The sequence below is a fragment of the Streptomyces sp. NBC_01016 genome (assembly GCF_026341035.1).
Lineage (GTDB): Bacteria > Actinomycetota > Actinomycetes > Streptomycetales > Streptomycetaceae > Streptomyces.
Genome location: NZ_JAPEOQ010000002.1, coordinates 2792362 through 2811090 on the forward strand (window position 1 = coordinate 2792362; position 18729 = coordinate 2811090).

Annotated in this window: 16 protein-coding genes; 6 read left to right on the forward strand and 10 right to left on the reverse strand. The window is 69.5% G+C overall.

The genetic code is table 11. The annotated features are described in order from the left end of the window. The first annotated feature begins 12 nt into the window (after nt 1–12). The 3 genes from OG746_RS39495 (at nt 13) to OG746_RS39505 (ending at nt 3462) form a co-directional block, all read left to right on the forward strand. Nucleotides 13–1047, forward strand: a complete 1035-nt coding sequence (locus OG746_RS39495; protein ID WP_266723523.1) for a carbohydrate ABC transporter permease — start codon at nt 13–15, stop codon at nt 1045–1047. A gap of 16 nt (nt 1048–1063) precedes the next feature. After that, nucleotides 1064–1984, forward strand: a complete 921-nt coding sequence (locus OG746_RS39500; RefSeq protein ID WP_266723524.1) for a carbohydrate ABC transporter permease — start codon at nt 1064–1066, stop codon at nt 1982–1984. 80 nt (nt 1985–2064) lie between these two features. Next, the gene (locus OG746_RS39505; protein ID WP_266723525.1) at nt 2065–3462 is read left to right on the forward strand and encodes a GH1 family beta-glucosidase; all 1398 of its coding nucleotides are present in this window, start codon (nt 2065–2067) and stop codon (nt 3460–3462) included. Between the two features lie 22 nt (nt 3463–3484). On the opposite strand, the gene OG746_RS39510 is transcribed toward OG746_RS39505, so the two are convergent. Together OG746_RS39510 and OG746_RS39515 are read right to left on the reverse strand one after the other, a co-directional pair. Beyond that, nucleotides 3485–4828: a cation:dicarboxylate symporter family transporter gene (locus tag OG746_RS39510; protein WP_266723526.1), complete on the reverse strand. Its 1344-nt coding sequence runs from the start codon at nt 4826–4828 to the stop codon at nt 3485–3487. 78 nt (nt 4829–4906) lie between these two features. Next, nucleotides 4907–6073, reverse strand: coding sequence for a mandelate racemase/muconate lactonizing enzyme family protein (locus OG746_RS39515; protein ID WP_266723527.1), 1167 nt, complete (start codon nt 6071–6073; stop codon nt 4907–4909). Nucleotides 6074–6181: 108 nt separating this feature from the next. Between OG746_RS39515 and OG746_RS39520 the strand changes: the two genes are divergently transcribed. Further along, the gene (locus tag OG746_RS39520; RefSeq protein WP_266723529.1) at nt 6182–6859 is read left to right on the forward strand and encodes a GntR family transcriptional regulator; all 678 of its coding nucleotides are present in this window, start codon (nt 6182–6184) and stop codon (nt 6857–6859) included. Between the two features lie 58 nt (nt 6860–6917). Here OG746_RS39520 and OG746_RS39525 read toward each other — a convergent pair whose 3' ends face one another. The 3 genes from OG746_RS39525 to OG746_RS39535 form a co-directional block, all read right to left on the reverse strand. Continuing rightward, complete coding sequence (locus OG746_RS39525; protein ID WP_266723531.1) at nt 6918–8048, reverse strand: M20 family metallopeptidase; 1131 nt, start codon at nt 8046–8048, stop codon at nt 6918–6920. Continuing rightward, complete coding sequence (locus tag OG746_RS39530; protein WP_266723533.1) at nt 8045–9493, reverse strand: aldehyde dehydrogenase family protein; 1449 nt, start codon at nt 9491–9493, stop codon at nt 8045–8047. Before OG746_RS39530 ends, OG746_RS39525 begins: the two co-directional genes overlap by 4 nt. A gap of 104 nt (nt 9494–9597) precedes the next feature. After that, on the reverse strand, nt 9598–11184 hold the full coding sequence (locus OG746_RS39535) for a GMC family oxidoreductase (protein ID WP_266723535.1): 1587 nt from the start codon (nt 11182–11184) through the stop codon (nt 9598–9600). 122 nt (nt 11185–11306) lie between these two features. Here OG746_RS39535 and OG746_RS39540 point away from each other — a divergent pair, with 122 nt between their 5' ends. Further along, nucleotides 11307–11834 (forward strand): GbsR/MarR family transcriptional regulator, encoded by a 528-nt coding sequence (locus OG746_RS39540; protein WP_266723536.1) that lies wholly within the window; start codon nt 11307–11309, stop codon nt 11832–11834. A 3-nt stretch (nt 11835–11837) separates the two neighbouring features. On the opposite strand, the gene OG746_RS39545 is transcribed toward OG746_RS39540, so the two are convergent. Further along, on the reverse strand, nt 11838–12881 hold the full coding sequence (locus OG746_RS39545; RefSeq protein ID WP_266723538.1) for an NAD(P)-dependent alcohol dehydrogenase: 1044 nt from the start codon (nt 12879–12881) through the stop codon (nt 11838–11840). 95 nt (nt 12882–12976) lie between these two features. Here OG746_RS39545 and OG746_RS39550 point away from each other — a divergent pair, with 95 nt between their 5' ends. Continuing rightward, complete coding sequence (locus tag OG746_RS39550; RefSeq protein ID WP_266723540.1) at nt 12977–13573, forward strand: TetR/AcrR family transcriptional regulator; 597 nt, start codon at nt 12977–12979, stop codon at nt 13571–13573. A 52-nt stretch (nt 13574–13625) separates the two neighbouring features. On the opposite strand, the gene OG746_RS39555 is transcribed toward OG746_RS39550, so the two are convergent. The 4 genes from OG746_RS39555 to OG746_RS39570 all read right to left on the reverse strand — a co-directional run bounded on the left by OG746_RS39555 (nt 13626) and on the right by OG746_RS39570 (nt 18535). Further along, a complete protein-coding gene (locus tag OG746_RS39555) occupies nt 13626–14582 on the reverse strand; it encodes a GNAT family N-acetyltransferase (protein WP_266723542.1) in 957 nt (318 codons plus the stop codon). A 27-nt stretch (nt 14583–14609) separates the two neighbouring features. Further along, the gene (locus tag OG746_RS39560) at nt 14610–15530 is read right to left on the reverse strand and encodes a Vgb family protein (protein WP_266723544.1); all 921 of its coding nucleotides are present in this window, start codon (nt 15528–15530) and stop codon (nt 14610–14612) included. Nucleotides 15531–15667: 137 nt separating this feature from the next. Further along, a complete protein-coding gene (locus OG746_RS39565; protein WP_266723546.1) occupies nt 15668–16870 on the reverse strand; it encodes an IS110 family RNA-guided transposase in 1203 nt (400 codons plus the stop codon). 756 nt (nt 16871–17626) lie between these two features. After that, a complete protein-coding gene (locus tag OG746_RS39570) occupies nt 17627–18535 on the reverse strand; it encodes an AraC family transcriptional regulator (RefSeq protein ID WP_266723548.1) in 909 nt (302 codons plus the stop codon). Nucleotides 18536–18729 lie beyond the last annotated feature (194 nt).

Sequence of the window (18729 nt, forward strand, 5' to 3'; positions counted from 1 at the left end):
GGAAGGACCCCGGTGGCAGCCTCCACCCAGCTCGGCTCGTCCGCCGAGCCACCCCCGACACACGGCTCACCCGCGAAGCCGAACCCGAAGCCGGATCCGAACGGCGGCAACAAGTCCCGTTCGGACAAGGCCCGTTCGAAGATCCCGTTCCTGCACCGCCTCGATGTGAAGGGTGCGCCATACGCGTTCGTCGCCCCCTTCTTCGTCATCTTCGCCGCGTTCAGCTTCTACCCGCTGATCTACACCGCCTGGATCTCCCTCCACCAGGTCGAGCTGTCCACCTTCGACGTCATGACGTGGCGGGGCCTGGGCAACTACACGGCACTGTTCACCGACGAGCGGTTCTGGAACGCGCTGCGCAACACCGTCACCATCGGAGTGATCTCCACCGTTCCACAGCTGCTCATGGCCCTCGGCCTGGCGCATCTGCTCAACTACAAGATGCGCGGCTCGACCTTCTTCCGGGTCGCCGCCATCACCCCGTACGCCACCTCGGTCGGCGCCGCCGCGCTCGTCTTCACGATGCTCTTCCAGCGCGACTTCGGCATGATCAACTGGGGTCTCGGCCTCATAGGCATCGACCCGATCGACTGGGAGAACTCCACCGGTGCCTCCCAGACCGCCATCTCCGCGATCGTGATCTGGCGCTGGACCGGCTACAACGCCCTGCTCTACCTGGCCGCCATGCAGGCCGTGCCGCTGGAGCGCTACGAGGCCGCCGCCATCGACGGCGCCAACCGCTGGCAGCAGTTCCTCACCGTCACGGTCCCCGGCATCAAGGCGACGATCGTCTTCACCATCGTCCTGTCGACGATCGGAGCCACCCAGCTCTTCGGCGAGCCACTGATCTTCGGCCAGGGCCCCAACGGCGTCACCGGTGGCACCAACAACCAGTACCAGACGCTCGGCCTGCTGCTCTACGAAGAGGGCTGGAAGAACTACCAGATGGGCCGCGCGGCCACCGTGGCCTGGGCGATGTTCCTACTGCTCGTCCTCGTCTTCGTCCTGCAGCGCGCCATCTCGCGCCTGCGCAACCGCACGCACTGACCGGGGGAGTCACACCATGACCACCGACACCGCTCCGGTCCGCACCGGCGCCCGAGGCCGCGACGTCGTCCAGCGCCCCGCTCCCGCCCGCCGCAGGCGCCTGAGGCAGGGCGCGGGCAAACAGCACCACGCCGGGCCACTCACCTACGTCCTGCTCGGATTCACCGCCCTGGTCTCGCTCTTCCCGCTCTACTGGACGCTGGTCGCGGCCTCCAGCGACAGCGCCCGGATCTCGCGGACCCCGCCCCCGTTCCTGCCGGGACCGAACCTCTTCAGCAACCTCTCCCGGGCCTGGACCGAGGCCGCCATGGGCAAGGCGATGATGAACTCGCTGATCGTGGCCGGCGCCATCTCGCTGTCCACCGTGCTCTTCGCGACCCTCGCCGGATTCGCCTTCGCCAAGCTCCGCTTCAAGGGTCGCAACGCGCTCCTCATGGTCGTCATCGGCACCATGATGGTGCCGCCGCAACTGGGCGTGGTCCCGCTGTTCATGATGATGAGCGACCTCGGCTGGGGCCAGCAGCTGCCGTCGGTCATCTTCCCCACGCTGGTCAGCGCGGTCGGCGTGTTCTTCATGCGGCAGTACTTCGCCGAGGCACTGCCCGACGAGCTCGTCGAGGCGGGCCGGGTCGACGGCGCGCACTCACTGCGGATCTTCTGGTCCATCGTGCTCCCGATCGCCCGCGCCCCCATGGCCGTGATCTTCATGATCACGTTCGTGCACGCCTGGAACGACTTCTTCTGGCCGTTCATCGCCCTCGACATGACCAACCCGACCGTGCCCGTGGCCCTCACGCAGCTGAGCGCCGGCTACGTCCGCGACCAGTCCCTGATCATGGCGGGCGCGCTGCTCGGCACGCTGCCGCTGCTCGCGATGTTCGTGGTCTTCGGCCGGCAGATCGTCGGCGGCATCATGCAGGGCGCCGTCAAGGGCTGATCCGCTCCGTCGCCGCCCCCGCCTCCGCCCCCCAACTCCCGTACGACATCCTGCTGTTCGCTCTCCTCTGGAGGAGTCCCATGTCATCCGCGCTCACCTTCCCCACCGACTTCCTCTGGGGTACGGCGACCGCCTCGTACCAGATCGAGGGCGCAGCCCAGGAGGACGGCCGCACCCCGTCCATCTGGGACACCTACGCGCGCGCCCCCGGCAAGGTCCTCAACGGCGACACCGGCGACATGGCCTGCGACCACTACCACCGCTGGGCCGAGGACGTCGACATCATGGCCGACCTCGGCGTCAAGGCGTACCGCTTCTCGCTCGCCTGGCCGCGCATCCAGCCGACAGGCCGCGGCCCGGCCCTGCAAAAGGGCCTCGACTTCTACCGACGCCTCGCCGACGCGCTGCGCGAGAAGGGCATCAAGCCGGTCGCCACGCTCTACCACTGGGACCTGCCACAGGAGTTGGAGGACCTGGGCGGCTGGCCGGCCCGTGAGACCGCCGAGCGTTTCGCCGAGTACGCGAGCCTCGCCGCCGAGGGCCTTGGTGACCACGTCGACACCTGGACCACCCTCAACGAGCCCTGGTGCAGCGCCTTCCTCGGCTACGCGTCCGGCGTGCACGCCCCCGGCCGCACCGACCCGGTCGCCGCCCTGCGCGCCGCCCACCACCTCAACCTGGGCCACGGCCTGGCCGTGCAGGCGCTTCGGTCACAACTGCGCCCGGCCGCCCAGGTATCGGTGACACTCAACGTGCATCACGTGCGCCCGCTGACCGACGCGCCCGGGGACACCGACGCCGCCCGGCGCATCGACGCGCTGGCCAACCGGGTCTTCACCGGCCCCATGCTGCGCGGCGAGTACCCCGAGGACCTGCTGAAGGACACCGCGCCGCTGACCGACTGGTCCTTCGTCCAGGACGGCGATCTGGCAGACATCCACCAGCCATTGGACTTCCTGGGCGTCAACTACTACTCGCCGACCCTCGTCTCCGAGGGCGACCCGGCGCACGGCAGCGACGGCCACGGCGCCAGCGCGCACAGCCCCTGGGTGGGCGCGGACCGCGTCGCCTTCCACCCCACGCCCGGTGACAGGACCGCGATGGGCTGGACGATCGACGCCTCGGGCCTCGAGGAACTCCTGCTCCGCCTCGGCGGCGACCACCCCGGCCTGCCCATGGTGATCACCGAGAACGGCGCCGCGTTCCACGACTACGCGGACCCCGAGGGCAACGTCAACGACCCGGAACGCATCGCCTACGTCCGCGACCACCTGGCCGCCGTGCACCGCGCGATGTCCGCCGGCGCCGACGTCCGCGGCTACTTCCTGTGGTCACTGCTGGACAACTTCGAGTGGGGCTACGGCTACAGCAAGCGCTTCGGCATGGTCCACGTCGACTACCCGACCGGCACCCGTACCCCCAAGGCCAGCGCCCACTGGTACGCGAAGGTGGCGGCGACGGGGACGCTTCCGGTGTGACACGCCGCCCCTGCCGGGGAGATCAGCCGTCGGCGCCGACCTTCGTGGTGTCGACGGCTGCGGGCGGCGGGGGCGGTGTCTTGCCGGGTTGGAGCACCGACCGGGCCCGCGCCGTGTCGAAGTCGTTCTCCCACTTGCCGATGACGATGGTGGCGACCGCGTTGCCGAGGACGTTGATGAAGACGCGGCCCTCGTTGAGGATGCGGTCGACGCCGACGATCAGGGAGAGGGCGGCCAGCGGGATGTGGCCGACCGCGGTGACCGTGCTGGCCAGGACGATGAACGCGCCGCCGGCGATGCCCGCGGTGCCCTTGCTCGTGAGCATCATGACGCCGACCATGACGAGTTGCTGCTGCCAGGAGAGGTCGATGCCCATCGCCTGGGCGAGGAACATCGACGCCATCGTGAGGTAGACGGCCGAGCCGTCCAGGTTGAAGGAGAACCCGGAGGGAATGACGATCCCGACAACCGGGCGCCCGACGCCGAGGGTCTCCAACTTGCGTACCAGTTGCGGCAGTACGGCCTCGCTGGAGCAGGTGCTCAGCGCGACGAGGAGTTCGGTCTTGAGGAAGCGCATGAGGCCGAACAGGCTCAGCCGGCAGGCGCGCATGATGGCGCCGAGCACGACCAGGACGTAGACGACACACGTCGCGGTGAACAGCAGGATCAGGTACGCGAGTTGCTTGAGACTCTCGGCGCCGTACGTGGCGACCACCATGGCCAGGGCGCCGAAGGTGCCCAGCGGGGCAAGGCGCATCACCCAGCCGACGATGCGGAACACCACGTCGGACAGGGCCTTGATGCCTCGGGTGAGTGGGGCGCCGTCCTCGCCGGCCATGTTGAGGGCCACGCCGAAGACGATGGAGACCATCAGCGCGGCCAGGATCGCGTCACCCGTGATCGCCCCGAGGAGCGAGGTGGGGATCAGTGACGAGATGAAGCCGGTGAAGGTGGCGTGTTCGGTGGCCGTCTCCGGTACGTCCTCGGCGCGCAGCGTGGAGGGATCGACGTGCAGCCCCGCACCGGGCTGGAAGACGTTGGCGACCACAAGGCCGATCAGCATCGACACCAGGGACAGCACCAGGAAGTAGCCGATCGCCTTCACACCGATCCTGCCGGCCTTGCGCAGGTTGTCCATGGAGGCGATGCCGGTGGTGACCACGCAGAAGACGACCGGGACCACGATCATCTTGACCAGAGCGATGAACCAGTCGTTGAGCGGCTTGAGTTCCTCGCCCACGCCCGGCGCGAACAGTCCCACGGCGATGCCGAGAACGGCGGCCAGGACGACCTGGAACCACAGCTCACGCAGCAGCCGGTTCATCCTGGAGCGTGGTGGGCGGTCGGTGACGGCGGTGGATGTCATCGTAGGTGCTCCCTTGCACGACGATCGTGTGTTGCCCTGTCCCGTTGGTGCCTCGAGATGTGATGTGTGGAGAACGGCTCAGCTGTGCAGGGCGCGCAGCACCTTGTGGAAGGCGGCCTTGCCCTCGAAGCCGATGCCGGGGATGTCGGTCAGGCCGACGCGGCTCTTCTCCACGACGGCGTCGTCGGCGAAGCCGCCGGTGGGCTGGAACTCGCCCGGGTAGGACTCGTTGCCGCCGAGCTTGAGGGCGGCCGCGATGTGCAGCGAGAACTGGTGGCCGCCGTGCGGGACGCAGCGGCGCGAGGACCAGCCGTGCTGCTTCAACATGTCCTGGATGCGCAGGTATTCGGTCAGTCCGTAGGAGAGCGCCGGGTCGAACTGGAGGGTGTCGCGGTCGGGGCGCATGCCGCCGTAGCGGATCAGATTGCGGGCGTCCTGGAGGGAGAAGAGGTTCTCGCCGGTGGCGATGGGGCCTGCGTAGTGCTCGGCGACGGTGGCGTTGAGGTGGTAGTCGAGCGGGTCGCCGATCTCCTCGTACCAGAACAGTCCGTACGGCTCGATGGCCCGCCCGTACTCGAGGGCGGTGGCCAGGTCGAAGCGGCCGTTGACGTCGACGGCGAGGCGGGATCCTTCGCCGTCCAGGACCTCGATGACGGCCTCGATGCGGCGCAGGTCCTCGGCGAGGTCGGCGCCGCCGATCTTCATCTTGACGACGTCGTAGCCCTGGTCGAGGAAGCCGCGCATCTCGGCCTGGAGGTCGGTCAGTGTCTTGCCGGGGGCGTAGTAGCCGCCCGCCGCGTAGACGAACACCGAGTCGTCGGGCTCGCCGTCGCCGTGCCGCTCGGACAGGTACCGGTACAGCGGCTGGCCTGCGATCTTCGCGGCCAGGTCGAACAGGGCCATGTCCACGACGCCGACGGCGACCGAGCGCTCGCCGTGCCCGCCGGGCTTCTCGTTGCGCATCATCAGCTCCCACGCCCTGGCGGGATCCAGCTCGCCGGCCTCGTTCAGGAGGTCCCCGGGCTCCGCCGCCATCAGGCGCGGCAGGACCCGGCGGCGCAGGATCTCGCCCGCGCTGTAACGGCCGTTGGAGTTGAAGCCATAGCCCACCACCGGCTTCCCGTCGCGGATGACATCGCTCTCGATCGCGACGATCGAGCAGTCCATGGAGGAGAAGTCGATCCACGCGTTGCGGATCGAGGAGCTGATCGGGACGACGCCCTCGTACACGTTGGTGATCTTCACGATGGCCTTTCTTGTAACTTATAAGATGTGACGGCTGTTAGAGTGGGCGGCGCCACCGGGAGATGTCAAGGGGTGGGGGACCTCGGGAAAGGGACCGATCAAGAGGCCATGCCGAGCCAGAACACGTTCCTCAGCAAGAGCGATCTCGCCTACGCGGAACTGCGCGACCAGATCCTCACCGGCAGCCTCCCGGCCGGCTCCCGTCTCGCCCAGTACGACCTCGCCGACTCGCTCAACATGAGCATCACGCCGCTGCGCGAGGCCATCCGGCGCCTCAGCAGCGAGGGACTGCTCACCGTCGAGACCCACCGCGACGTACGGGTGTCGACCATGACCGCCGACGAGGCCCGCCAGCTCTTCGAGGTCCGCCTCTCTCTGGACCCCACCGCGGCCGAACTCGCCGCCACGCGCCGCACCGAGACCGACATCGCCGCGATGCGGGCCGCCGTCGCCGACCTGCTCCCGGTCACGCGCAAGTGGGGCGAGGAAGCCCTCACCGCCCACCGCGTCTTCCATCAGACGCTCTACCGGGCCTCGCACAACGACGTGCTCATCAAGATGCTCGACGACCTGTGGGACAAGTCCGACCGCTACCGCCGCCTCGGCCTCGACCTGCCGCCCGGCGACGAACCGCGCACCCGCGACCTCGAGGAACATCAGCGTCTGGTCGACCTCATCGTGGACGGCCAGGCGGCCCAGGCCGCGCAACTCATGCGCGACCACATCACCAACAGCCTGACCGCCACGGCGATCAGCGCTCTAGAGGACCTCGAGAACCGTTCGTAGTTCGTAGGACGAGAGCGATGCGCGCCCCGGACGCGCGCCCGACTGTTCCTACGGGTTCCTACGGGCGGGACGCCAGAGCGACGTCAATGGCCGTCCAGGCCATGCCGGTTGCCCCGTCGAGTACGGCACGGTCCGCCGCCTGTGTGGTGCACGCGGCGGTGAATTCCGGTTGGTGGTTGACCGCGGGGCCGCAGTCGAGTCCGAGCATGGGGTGGATGGTGGGCACGACATGGGAGACGTTCCCCATGTCGGTGGCGGCGCCCGCGACACTGTTCGGCAGTTCGGGGAAATGGCGGCCGAGCGCCGTCGCGTTGGCGACCCACAGGTCCAACAGGCCCTGGTCCGGCCGGAGATCGGCGTAGTCGGGGCCGACCGGCGTGGTGGACAGGTCGCAGCCGGTGGCCAGCGCGCCGGCCTCGAAGCACCGGTGCACCCGCTCCGCCAGGGGCCGCAGGGCGTCCAGGCTGTCGCTGCGTACGATCCAGTGGCCGCGGCTGGTGTCGGGGATGATGTTGGCGGCGGAGCCGGCCTGGGTGACGATGCCGTGGATGCGATCGGATGCGGCCGTCTGCTGGCGCAGCAGCCCGATGCCCATCTGGGCGAGGGTCATGGCGTCCGCCGCGTTGATGCCCAGCTCGGGATAGGCACCGGCGTGCGCCGCCTTGCCTTTGTAGGTCACATCGAACTGGGTGACGGCCAGGCCGGGCATCGCCGCCATCTCGACCGCGGCCGGATGCACCATCATGGCCGCGTGCACGCCGTCGAAGGCGCCCTTGTCCAGCATCAGAACCTTGCCGCCGCCTCCCTCCTCTGCGGGAGTGCCCAACACCCGTACGGTCAGGCCGAGGTCGTCCGCCAAGGGGGCGAGTCCAATACCGGCGCCGACCGCCGCTGCGGCGATGATGTTGTGGCCGCAGGCGTGTCCGATGTCGGGCAGGGCGTCGTACTCCGCGCAGATCGCGATGTGCGTCGGCCCGGTGCCGATCGTTGCCTCCACGGCGGTCGGCAGCCCGCAGTACCCGTGCCGGACCTCGAACCCCGCGTCGCTGAGGGCGTCGGCGACCCATCGGCTGGCGAGGTACTCCTCGAAGGCCAACTCCGGGTGGGCGTGGATGCGGTGGGACAGGGCGATCAGGTCGTCCGCCGCGGCTCGGATGTGCTGTGCCGCGGCCTGCTTCGTGGCGGTCATCGGGCGACCGCCGGGGCGGTGGCGGCGATGTGCACGGCGGCGGGCCGGGTCGCGGCGTCGTACGCGGCACGCGCTCCGGTGGCCCCCATGCCGCTGTCGCGGGCGGGTTCGTAGAGCCGCTCGGGGCCGCCGCCCTGCCACTGGTTGACCCAGACGACACCTACGGGAAGGTGTGCGGCTGCCGCGATGTGCTCGGGGTCGTCGGTGTACACGGTGGCGGCGAGGCCGTAGCGCGATGCGGCCGCGCGGGTGAGGCCTTCCTCGAAGTCGGCCACGACGGATATGGGTGCCACGGGACCGAACGTCTCCTCGGTCATCACGAGCATGGTGTCGTCGACTCCGGTGAGCACGGTCGCCGGGTAGAAGTAGCCGCGACGTTCCGGTACGGCTCCGCCGGTGCGCACGGTGGCGCCCTTGGCGACGGCGTCCTCGACATGGCGTCGTACGGTGTCGCGTTGGCGCGCGTCCACGAGCGGTCCGAGCACCGTGGCGGGGTCGAGACCGTCGCCGATGGTGAAGGTCCGCGCCGCGGCGACGAGGGCCTCGACGAACGCGTCCGCGATGCGCTCATGGACGTAGATCCGCTCCATGGAGGTGCAGATCTGACCGGTGTTGATGAACGCGCCGAACGCCACGGCCTGCGCGGTGGCGACCGGGTCCACTCCCGCGTCGATCACGACGGGGTCCTTGCCACCGAGTTCGAGCACGCAGCGGTTCAGACGCTGTCCGGTCGCCGCCCCCACGGCGCGGCCGGCCCCGACCGAGCCGGTGAAGTGGACGAGCCGTAGGTCTTCGTGCTCCGCCAGCGCCGCGCCGGTGCGGCCGTCGCCCAGGACCAGGTTCAGCACACCTGGGGGCAGCCCGGAGGAGGCGGCCAGCTCGAACAGCCGCACCGTGGACAGAGGGGACCGCTCGGAGGGCTTGACCACGACGGTGTTCCCCGCGGCGAGCAGCGGGCCCAGGGCGCCGAGGACCATGGCGACGGGAAAGTTCCACGGGGTGATGACGGCGGTGACACCGAGCGGGTGGCGGACGATGTCGGTCCGCTCACTCTCAGGACCCGGACCGGTCACCGTTTCGCTGAACGGGTAGGTGAGCGCCTGGTCCGCGGCGGCCTTCAGCCCGGCCACCGCTCCGTCCACGAAAGTGCGCCCGATGCCGACCGGTTTGCCCATCTCTCGGCATTCCAGCTCGGCAAGTTCCGCGGCGTGCGCGGCGATTGCGTCGGCCCAGGCGTGAATGCGCTCCACGCGCCGCGCCACGGTGAGCGCGGCCCACTCACGCTGGGCGGCGCCCGCCGCGGCCACGGCGTGGTCGACGTCTTCGGCGTTGCCCGCGCGGAAGTTCGCGATGGCTTCCTCGGTGGCGGGGTTGACCACGGCGACGACGTCCTCGCCGACCGGTTCTTCCCACCGGCCGCCGATGAGGTTCTGGAGGGTTTCCATGGGCGTGGCCGTTTCTGTTCGGGGCGGGGCTCTGGGCTTTGTGCGGGGGTCTGTGCTTACGGGGCGGTGTCAGGTGTCTCGATACGAGACGGGGGCGACATGTGTCAGACGTCGAGCCGGTCCGCCATGAGTTCGCCGGTCATGATGGCGGCGAGATTGGTGTTGGCCCGGGGCACGGAAGGGAAGATGGAGGCGTCCACGACCCGCAGCCCCCGGACACCTTGCACCCGGCACGCCGGGTCGACGACCGTCCCGGCGGCGCCGGGCGCGCCCATCCGGCAGGTGCTCGTGCCGTGTTGGGCGTCGATGACCGTGGAGAGCAGGTGGTCGTCGAGGCTGCTGTCGTTCGCCAGGGCCGCGAACAGCGGGCCGTTCGCCTCTTCGACCGACCCGCCCAGGATGGCGGCCGTCTCGGCGCTGCCGCTCAACTCCACGAGGGCGCGCACACCTTCCCTCATCGGGGCGAGATCGCGCTCGTCGGACAGCATCCGCTGGGCGACGTACGGGTGCACCGAAGGGTCGGTGGAGACCAGGGTGAGCTCGCCGCGCGAGTGGGTCCGGTTCAGCCAGACACCGAAGGCACCTGCGTGGGCCTGGGTGTTGGCCGTGGCCATGGCCAGCACGTTCTGATTGAGCGAGACGAACATGAGGTCGTCGGAGTGCGTACCCGTCCGGCTGGACCAGCGCACGCAGACGTTGGTGTGCCGGTCGTGCGGTGACTTGATGGCGGCCTCGGCCCGCAACGGCAGCGAGAGCACCGTCATCGCGTGGTCCTGCATACCGACACCGACCGGCAGGTCCTGACGCACCTTGATGCCCAGCGCCCGCAGCTGTTCGGCGGGGCCGATGCCCGAGCGCAGCAGGATCGCGGGGGAGTGGATGACTCCCGCGCTGAGGACCACCTCGTCCGCGTACTCGGTGACGAGGGCTCCGTCGATCACCGCACGCACACCGATCGCGCGGTCGTCGTCGAAGACGACGGTGTCCACCAGCGCGTTGCCGCGGATGGTGAGGCCGGGCAGGTCACGCGCCGGTTCGAGGTAGGCGTCGTTGACGGTGACGCGGCGGGCGGCGCGGGAGTTGATCGGGTAGGGGGAAACGCCGGTGGCGCCAGGGGCGTTGACGTCGGGCGCCCAGCCGAACCCCGCCGCCAGGGCCGAGTCGGCCAGGGCCCGGTCGACGCTTCCCCAGGCGTCCTTCGGGGCCCGGTGGATCGGGGTCGGTCCGCCGCGGCCGTGGTACGGCTGGTCGCCGAATGCGTCGTCGTCCTCCAGCTTGGCGAAGTAGGGCAGCACGTCGTCGGGCGCCCATCCGGTACAGCCGAGCCGGGCCCACTCCTCGAAGTCCGCCATCGGCGGCCGGATCGCGATCTGGCCGTTGACGGACGAACTGCCGCCCACGCCTCGGCCGCGCCAGTACGGGACCTGCGGCTGCTTCTCGGTGCGCGAGGAGTTCAGGCCGGTCCATACGAGATGTTCCGAGGCCGCGGGATCCATGAGCGCCACTACGGGGTTGGGCGAGCGCCACGCCTCCGGCATCTGCGCCGAGCGGTAGTCGGGTCCCGCCTCCAGCAGGAGGACCCGTCGGCCGCGAGCGGCGGCGCGGGCGGCGATCGCCGCACCCGCGGAGCCCGCGCCGACGACGATCAGGTCGCGAACATGCCGTGCCGTCTCGTGCTGTGCGTGTGCCATCTCGACTCCTTGATGCGGGAGCGTCCCGCACCGGTGAGTCCTGCGCGGATGCTGGTAATCTGACGCACAAGGAAAGTTCAGTCAAGAATGAATTTTCACTTTTTTCCGTACGGGGAGGATCGGTGCCGCCAGCCGCCGACAACGGCTCAGCCATGGGCGATGGGGCCTCGGCCATGGACGACGGGGCCTCAGCGGTGGGGACGGACGGGCCGCTGGTCGAGGACTTCGGCCGGCGGATCGGTCGCGCGATGGGATGGCCGCCGATAGCCGGACGGCTGGCGGGGGTCCTGATGCTCAGCCCCACCCCCATGACGCTGTCGGAACTCCAGGAGACGCTGGGGGCCAGCAAGGGTTCGACGTCGGAGATGACCCGCCTGCTCATCGCGAACGGCACGGTCGAACGGGTCAAGGTGCCCGGCGTGCGCCAAGCCGGTTACGTATGGCGCGACGACGCGTGGAGCGGCTGCCTCCAGCACCAGCTCGCCCAGACCGAGCAGCTGCTCGAACTCGCAAAGTCCGCGCAGGAGCGGGGAGTTGGCATGCCGGAGGCCCAGCAGGCGCGGCTGCGCGACATGCACACCTACTACGACTTCATGGTGCGGCAGCTGCGACGCCTGCTGGACGAATACCGTCAACTGCACGCCGGGTAGCGGTCAGTCGAGGTCGGACATGTCGAGCACGAACCGGTAGCGGACGTCGTTCCGCTCCAGGCGTTCGAGAGCCGTGTTCACTTGGGACGAGGGCAGCAGCTCGATGTCGGCGGTGATGCCGTGTTCGGCGCAGAAGCGCAGCATGGCGGCGGTGGACGGGCGGCCACCGCTGCCGGCGGAGCTGAGCTTCTTGCGGCCGATGAGCAGGTCCAGGGTGTCCACGGTGACAGGCCCGAGGTGTCCGAGGTGGCTGAGCGTGCCGTCCATGGCGGTCACACGCAGGTACGGGGCCAGGTCGTGTGGCGCCGAGATGGTGTCGATGACGACATCGAACCGGTCGCGGACCGCTTCCATCTGCTTCGGGTCGGTGGACACCACGAACCCCTGCGCCCCCAGGGCGCGCGCCTCCTCGGCCTTGTCCGGGGTCCGGCTGATGACGGAGGTCGTGGCCCCGAGCGCGGCCGCCATCTTGACCGCGAGGTGTCCCAGGCCGCCAAGTCCGGCCACGGCGACGGTACTTCCAGGTCCCACGCCGAGCGCCTGCAACGGTTCCCAGACGGTGACTCCCGCGCAGAGCAGTGGAGCCGTGGCGGCCGCGTCGAGCCCCGCGGGCAGGCGGTAGGCGAAGCGGTGGCTCACGACGTACTCCCGTGAGTACCCGCCCAATGTGGTCGAGCCGTCCTGCCGGTCGGCTCCGCCATAGGTCAGTGTCGGGAACTCACGACAGAAGTTCTCCTGGCCCGCCTGGCACATGCGGCACTTTCCGCACGAGTCGACGATGTTGCCGACGGCCACGGGGTCGCCCGGAGCGAAGTCGGCGACCGCGCCGCCGACCTCGGTCACCACGCCCGTGAACTCATGCCCGGGCACGAGCACGCCGTTCGCGTCGCTCCCGTGTGCCTCCAGCGCGTGCAGGTCCGTATGGCAGACACCGCAGTACTCGATGCGCACCGCGATGTCGTCCGGGCGCAGGTCCCGGCGCTCCAGTGCTGCACGGCGCAGAGTCCGCGTCGTGCCGTCCGCCTGCCATCCGGTCGTGGAACGCATCGCCAACTCCTAAGACAGACTGTTCGGTCTGTTTCACGGTAGGCGCACACGGGTCGAGAAGCAAACAGACGAGTCGGTCTGTTACGGTGCGAGGCATGCCCGACCAGCCATCCAGCAGCCGCGGAGCGGCGACGTATCAGCGCATCGTCGACGTCGCCACACAGGAATTCGCCGAGTACGGCATCGCCGGTGCACGCATCGAGCGGATCATCGCCGCCGCGCGCACCAACAAGGCGCAGCTCTATGGCTACTTCGGCAACAAGGAACAGCTCTTCGACGCGATCTTCTTCGCCTCACTGGAGCGGATCACCAATGTCGTCTCCATCGACGCCGAGGACCTCGCCGACTGGGCGGTGCGCCTCTACGACGAGTACCTCAGCCGCCCCGATCTGATCCGGCTCGCGACCTGGGCGCGCCTGGAGCGCCGCCCGACCGGGCACCTCGTGGCGGACCACGACCACTACGACGACCACAAACTCCGCGCCATCGCGGAGGCGCAGGCCGCCGGGCGCATCAGGCAGGGGGATCCCTTCGACGTGATGGCCATGGTCATCGCCATGTCCATGGCCTGGTCCCCGGTGAGCAACGTCTACGCAGCCTCCGCCGAGGAGCCCGCGAGCGTGCACGACCAGCGGCGCGCCCTGCTCAGGGACTGTGTGAGCCGTGCCGTGGCCCCGGACCGGGGGGCCTGAGTACACGAGCCCCGGGCCGGGAGAGCTGGGCGGGCCACGACGGTTCGGGGCGTCAGTCCCAGACCAGGTTGAGGGTGCGTTCGAAGTTGATGTATCCGGCGCGGGCGAAGGACTTCGCCATGGGGACGTTGTCGAGGTCCGTCGATGCCCTGATCCGGTCGACGCCCTCGGCGGCCAGGACGCGGGTGCCCTCGGCGAGGATCTCGTCGATGTGGCCGTTGCCGCGGTGTGCGGGCAGGACACCGAGGTACGCGATGATCGGGTGGTAGCTGTTGCGCGCCGGGACGACGAAGCCCACCGGGCCGCCGCCGTCGGGGAGTTCGGCGATGCGCCACCATTCGTGCGGGCTCTTGAACCCGGCGAACTCTTCGTCGTAATGCCGTTCCGCCGCCTCGCGCCGACTCAGCCCGGACGCCAGGTCCGCCTGGCCGTGGGTATCGAGGGTGCCCTCCATGACCGGGGTCATCAGGGCGAGGAGGTCCTCCCGGTCGGCCACCGGGCGGAAGACGAGACGCCCCTTGGACTCCGGGAGCGGGGACGTCGGGGTCCACTGCAGGCGCAGCCGCTCGACCAGCAGCCGTGCGCCCGTGCTCTCCAGTACGCGCGTGCGGGACTCGACCACCTCGCGGGCCGCGGGGTCGTCGTGCCAGTCGGGCGGGACGAAGCGGCTGTACTCCGGCAGCTTCGCGCCCGCCGGGAAGACGGCCGCCGTCGCCGTCCTGAACAGGCGCAGGCCGATCTCGTCGCGGTCGGCCCGTGGCAGCGTGTCGTCGACGTCGAAGAAGTCGAACTGCAGCGGGGCATCACCGCCCGGGCTCGTCCACCAGGCGAGCCGGGCAAGAAGACGGTCGCCGTCCAGGGCCACCCAGGTCCACTCCGGGCGACGGCGGCCGCCGTCGAAGTCGTCGGCCAGTTCGTGGTCGAGGACGTAGGGGAGCCGGCAGAAGAGATCGAGCTCCTCGGGGCCGGTCAGAGGTCTGTAATGCACCGATGCCAGGGCCGGGTTCACTTCAACTCCTTTGAAGGGGGACAGTGTTCAGGTCTCGGTGTGTGGTGGTGGCGGGCACGCCGGGGTTCCGGGCAGGACGCGGGCCAGCGCGCCCGTCTCCAGGGCCGTCCACAGGGCACCGTCCGGGCCCACCGTGATCCCGTGCGGCTCGGAGGCGGGCGTGGGCAGCTCGTGGACGGTGACCGAGCCTTCGCAAGTGATCGAGCCGACGCGGTTGCCGCCCCACTCGGTGAACCACGCCGTGCCGTCGGCGTCGGTGGTGACGGCGTGCGGCCGGGACGAGCGGTCGGGCAGCGGGTACTCGGTGATCCGGCCGTCGGGCGCCCGTCGGCCGATCTGACCGGCCGCGATCTCGGTGAACCAGACGCTTTCGTCCGGGCCCACGGCGATGCCCACCGGTGCGGCCGCCTCGGTGGGCAGCTCGTGGACGGTGATGTCGCCGCCCATGCCGATGCGGCCGATGGCGTTGGCCTGGTTCATCGTGAACCACATCGCGTCCCCGGCCGCGGCGATCGCGGAGGGGAACGCGCCGGTGAGCGGCAGCGGGTACTCCGTGACCGTTCCGTCGGTGGCGATGCGGCCGATGCGGTCGGCGGCGGTCTCGGTGAACCACAGTGCGCCGTCCGGCCCCGCGGCGATACCGAAGGGACCGCACTCCGCGGTCGGCAGCGCGAACTCCGTCACCCCGCCCGCCGTCGTGATCCGGCCGATCCGGTGCGCCCGGTACTCGGTGAACCACAGTGCGCCGTCCGGCCCGTTGCAGATGACCGTCGGACCGCTGTCCGGGGCGAGCCGATGACTGGTCGGCTCCTGTCCCGGCACGAGCCGACCGATCCTGCCGCTGTGCACCATGGTGAACCACAGCGCGCCGTCCGGTCCCGTGGTGATCGCGTACGGACCGCTGTCGCGATCGGACACCGCGTACTCCTCGACGCCCCGGGCGGTCACCGCTGCCGCTCCAGGCCTTCGGCGGTGTCGAGCCGTTCGATGTCGCTGGGCTCGAGGAGGACGACCCGCTCGTGGGCAGGCAGCGGATGGCTTGTGGACGGGGCGGGTGGCCGGGGGGGGTGTCCCTATGACTCTGGTCAAGGGGCGATCGGGGTTGGTGGTTGGTAGTAGGTGCCGTCGCGGAGCATCGCGAAGAGGACGTCGGCTCGGCGGCGGGCGAGGCAGAGGAGGGCTTGGGTGTGGTGCTTGCCCTGGCTGATCTTCTTGTCGTAATAGGTCCGCGATGCAGGGTCGGCCAGAGCTGCGAAAGCGGAGAGGAAGAAGGCGCGTTTGAGCTGCTTGTTTCCTCTGCGTGAGGGATGTTCGCCGCGGATCGAGGACCCGGAGCTGCGGGTCGCGGGGGCGAGGCCGGCGTAGGCCGCGAGGTGGGCGGCACTGGGAAAGCTGGTGCCGTCACCGACGTCGATGAGGATGCGGGCGCCGGTCCTGATGCCTATGCCGGGCATGGACATCAGGACCTCGGAAAGAGGGTGTGCCTCCAGGAGTTGTTCGATCCGGTGGGCCAGGAGTTTGCGCTGGTCGAGCACGGCCTGGAGCGAGTTGGCCAAGCTCGGGACGATCAGCGTGGCCGCGTTGGTGCCCGGAACGACGACGGTCTGTTCGTCGAGCGCGGCGAAGATGTCCTCGACCAGTCGCTCGGCCATCCGCGGTGCCTTCGGCCGGATCAAGGTGATCAGCTGGCGGCGTCCGGCCTTACGGATCTGGGCTGGGGATCCGAACTGATCCAATAGCCTGAGCACCGCGGGATGCTGGATGCGTGGGCCGATCACCCGCTCGAGGTGTGGGTGGATCTGGGTGAACAGGCCGCGGAGCCGGTTGGCCAGGCGGTTTGCCTCGGCGGCGAGGTCGTCGTCGAACCCGACGATCATCTGGAGTTCGGCGATCGTGTTGTCGTCGAGGTCGACCGAGCGCAGCGTGTGCGGCATGGCCCGGGCGGCGTCGGCGATGATGAACGCGTCTTTCGCGTCGGTCTTGGCCTCGCCGGGATAGAGGTCGGCGATCCGCCGCATGGTCAGGCCGGGCAGGTAGGCGACGTGGCAGCCCAGGTCGCGGGCGACGGCCAGTGGCAGGGCTCCGATGGAGGCCACCTGGTCGACGATGACGAGGACGGTTCCGTGCTTGGCCTGCAGTTTGGTGAAGACCTCGCGGAGTTTGGGCTCGCTGTTGGGCAGCCGTCGGTCGAAGGTCTTCTTGCCGGTCGGGGTGAGTGCGGTGGCGTGGTGTTCGCCCTTGCCGACGTCCAGTCCGAGGTAGACGTCGATGCTGCTGGTATCGATCACGTCATGGTTCCTTCGGTGCTGTTCACCCGGCCTCGCCACGGCACTGATCGCCACATCCACATTACGAAGAGCCTCCCGACCTGCGAAAAGGCCGGTGGTCATGCCCCTAATTAGTGGTCTGTCAGTGCCTCCGGAGCCGGTGACACCACCCCCCAGGCCATGATCTCGACAAGGGGAGGTAGTCATGCCAACTCCGAAGGCCGGTAACCCCGTTGCGGGGCTACGAAGAAGGTAATGGGGGGGGGGCGCTCGGGGCGGATGTCACGCGGAATCTCTCCGTGGGGTTCGGCGGGCGGAGGTGTCCAGCATGTATATCGGGCACCCCGGTAGCAACGGCCGATCTTGTCATGGTCGTTGACCCAGAGGTTCACGAATCGGGGAGACCGGGACGGACCCGCGGAACCAGGAAGGTGCGGCAGTCAGTGGCCCCGCGACCTCGCCGCTGCCGCCCGCATCTTGCGGGCGTCCGCACACATCCGCTGAGCCCGCTTGCCCTGCTGGAAGGCGCGCTCCCGCATCACGCGGGCGCGCTCCCGCATCCGTAGCTGCGCCGCGTACCCGGATGATTCACCTGAGCCCGAGGGCCTCATCGTGCCCCCTTAGCGGGTGGGATACGCCGCGCCCGAGCGCAGCGACAAGTACCTGATTGCACAGTACGCCCCTACGCCGGATCGCCCTCGTGCGCGCGGCGGCGCGCGCGGGCGGGCACCGCGATGTTCGTCGCGCTGGTGATGGTCACCCTTCGTGGGGGCGAGGCTATTGGCGCAGCGTGGTTGTCGGGCCGTGTCCGTAGGTGGCGCGGTACTGGGCGGTGAAGCGGCCGGGATGGAGGAAGCCCCAGCGGGCGGAGACGGCGGTCACCGTGGTGGTGCTGGGGTCGGCTGCCAGGAGTTCGCGGTGCGCGTTGGCCAGACGCACGGCGCGCAGGTGGGCGAGGGGTGTCGTGTCCCGGTGGCGGCGGAAGGCGTACTGAAGGGCACGAGGGGTGACGTGGGCGGCGGCCGCGATGTCGGCGAGCCCGATGTCGCGGTGGGCGCCGGCCTCGATGAATGACATCGCCCGGCGCACGGTGGCGGGTGTGGGAGTGCTGGGCCGCCGTGACGGGGAAGGGGGCAGGGCGGTGTTGGGGATGACAGCGAGGGCGGTGGAAGCCAGTAGGCGGGCGGCGTTGCCGATGAGGAGCTCTTGGCCCGCAGCCTCGTCATTGGCGAGCAGATGGTCGGCGATGTAGGTGACGGTGTTCTTCCAGAGCGCGGCCAGGCGTGGGGAAGCAGGGCGGAGCCCGGTGAACTGCCAGGTGCCGGGCTGCCCGTTGGGCAGATTTCCGGCGGCCTCCTCCAGGAGGGCAGGACGCAGCAGGACTGCCTGCAAGGCGGCGTCGTGGGTAACGGACCGGTAGGGCCGGTCGGGCAGGGACTGGACGAAGACGTCGCCGGCGGCGAAGCGTTCGTCGAAGCCTGCGCACTGGCTCGCCAAGGTGCCTCGGTGCAGCCTGAGGATCAGTAACGAGTCCATGCTGGCGGCGACATCGAGATCCAGAGGCGTGACGACGTCGTCGACCGCGAACGAGCCGGCGTCGCTGCGCGCATGGTGGAAATCGCGCCCGTTGGCCGGGTTGTCCATACGCATGTTGAGCCCGTAGGCGCAGTCCAGGAACGTGCGCACTCTCTCCGGGTCGGCCGAGGAGAAGTGTGTACGTATAGGGGAGTTGTCCTGTGAGGGTGAGCTCGGGAGCGTCATGGGTGGCTGCCGTCTGTCGGGCGTTTGCCTTCGCGACCACGCGCGGAACGAGTGATCAACATGAGGAAGAGCCTGGCACAGCACCAGCGTGTGGGGCGAGGGTTTCGTGCAATGTACAG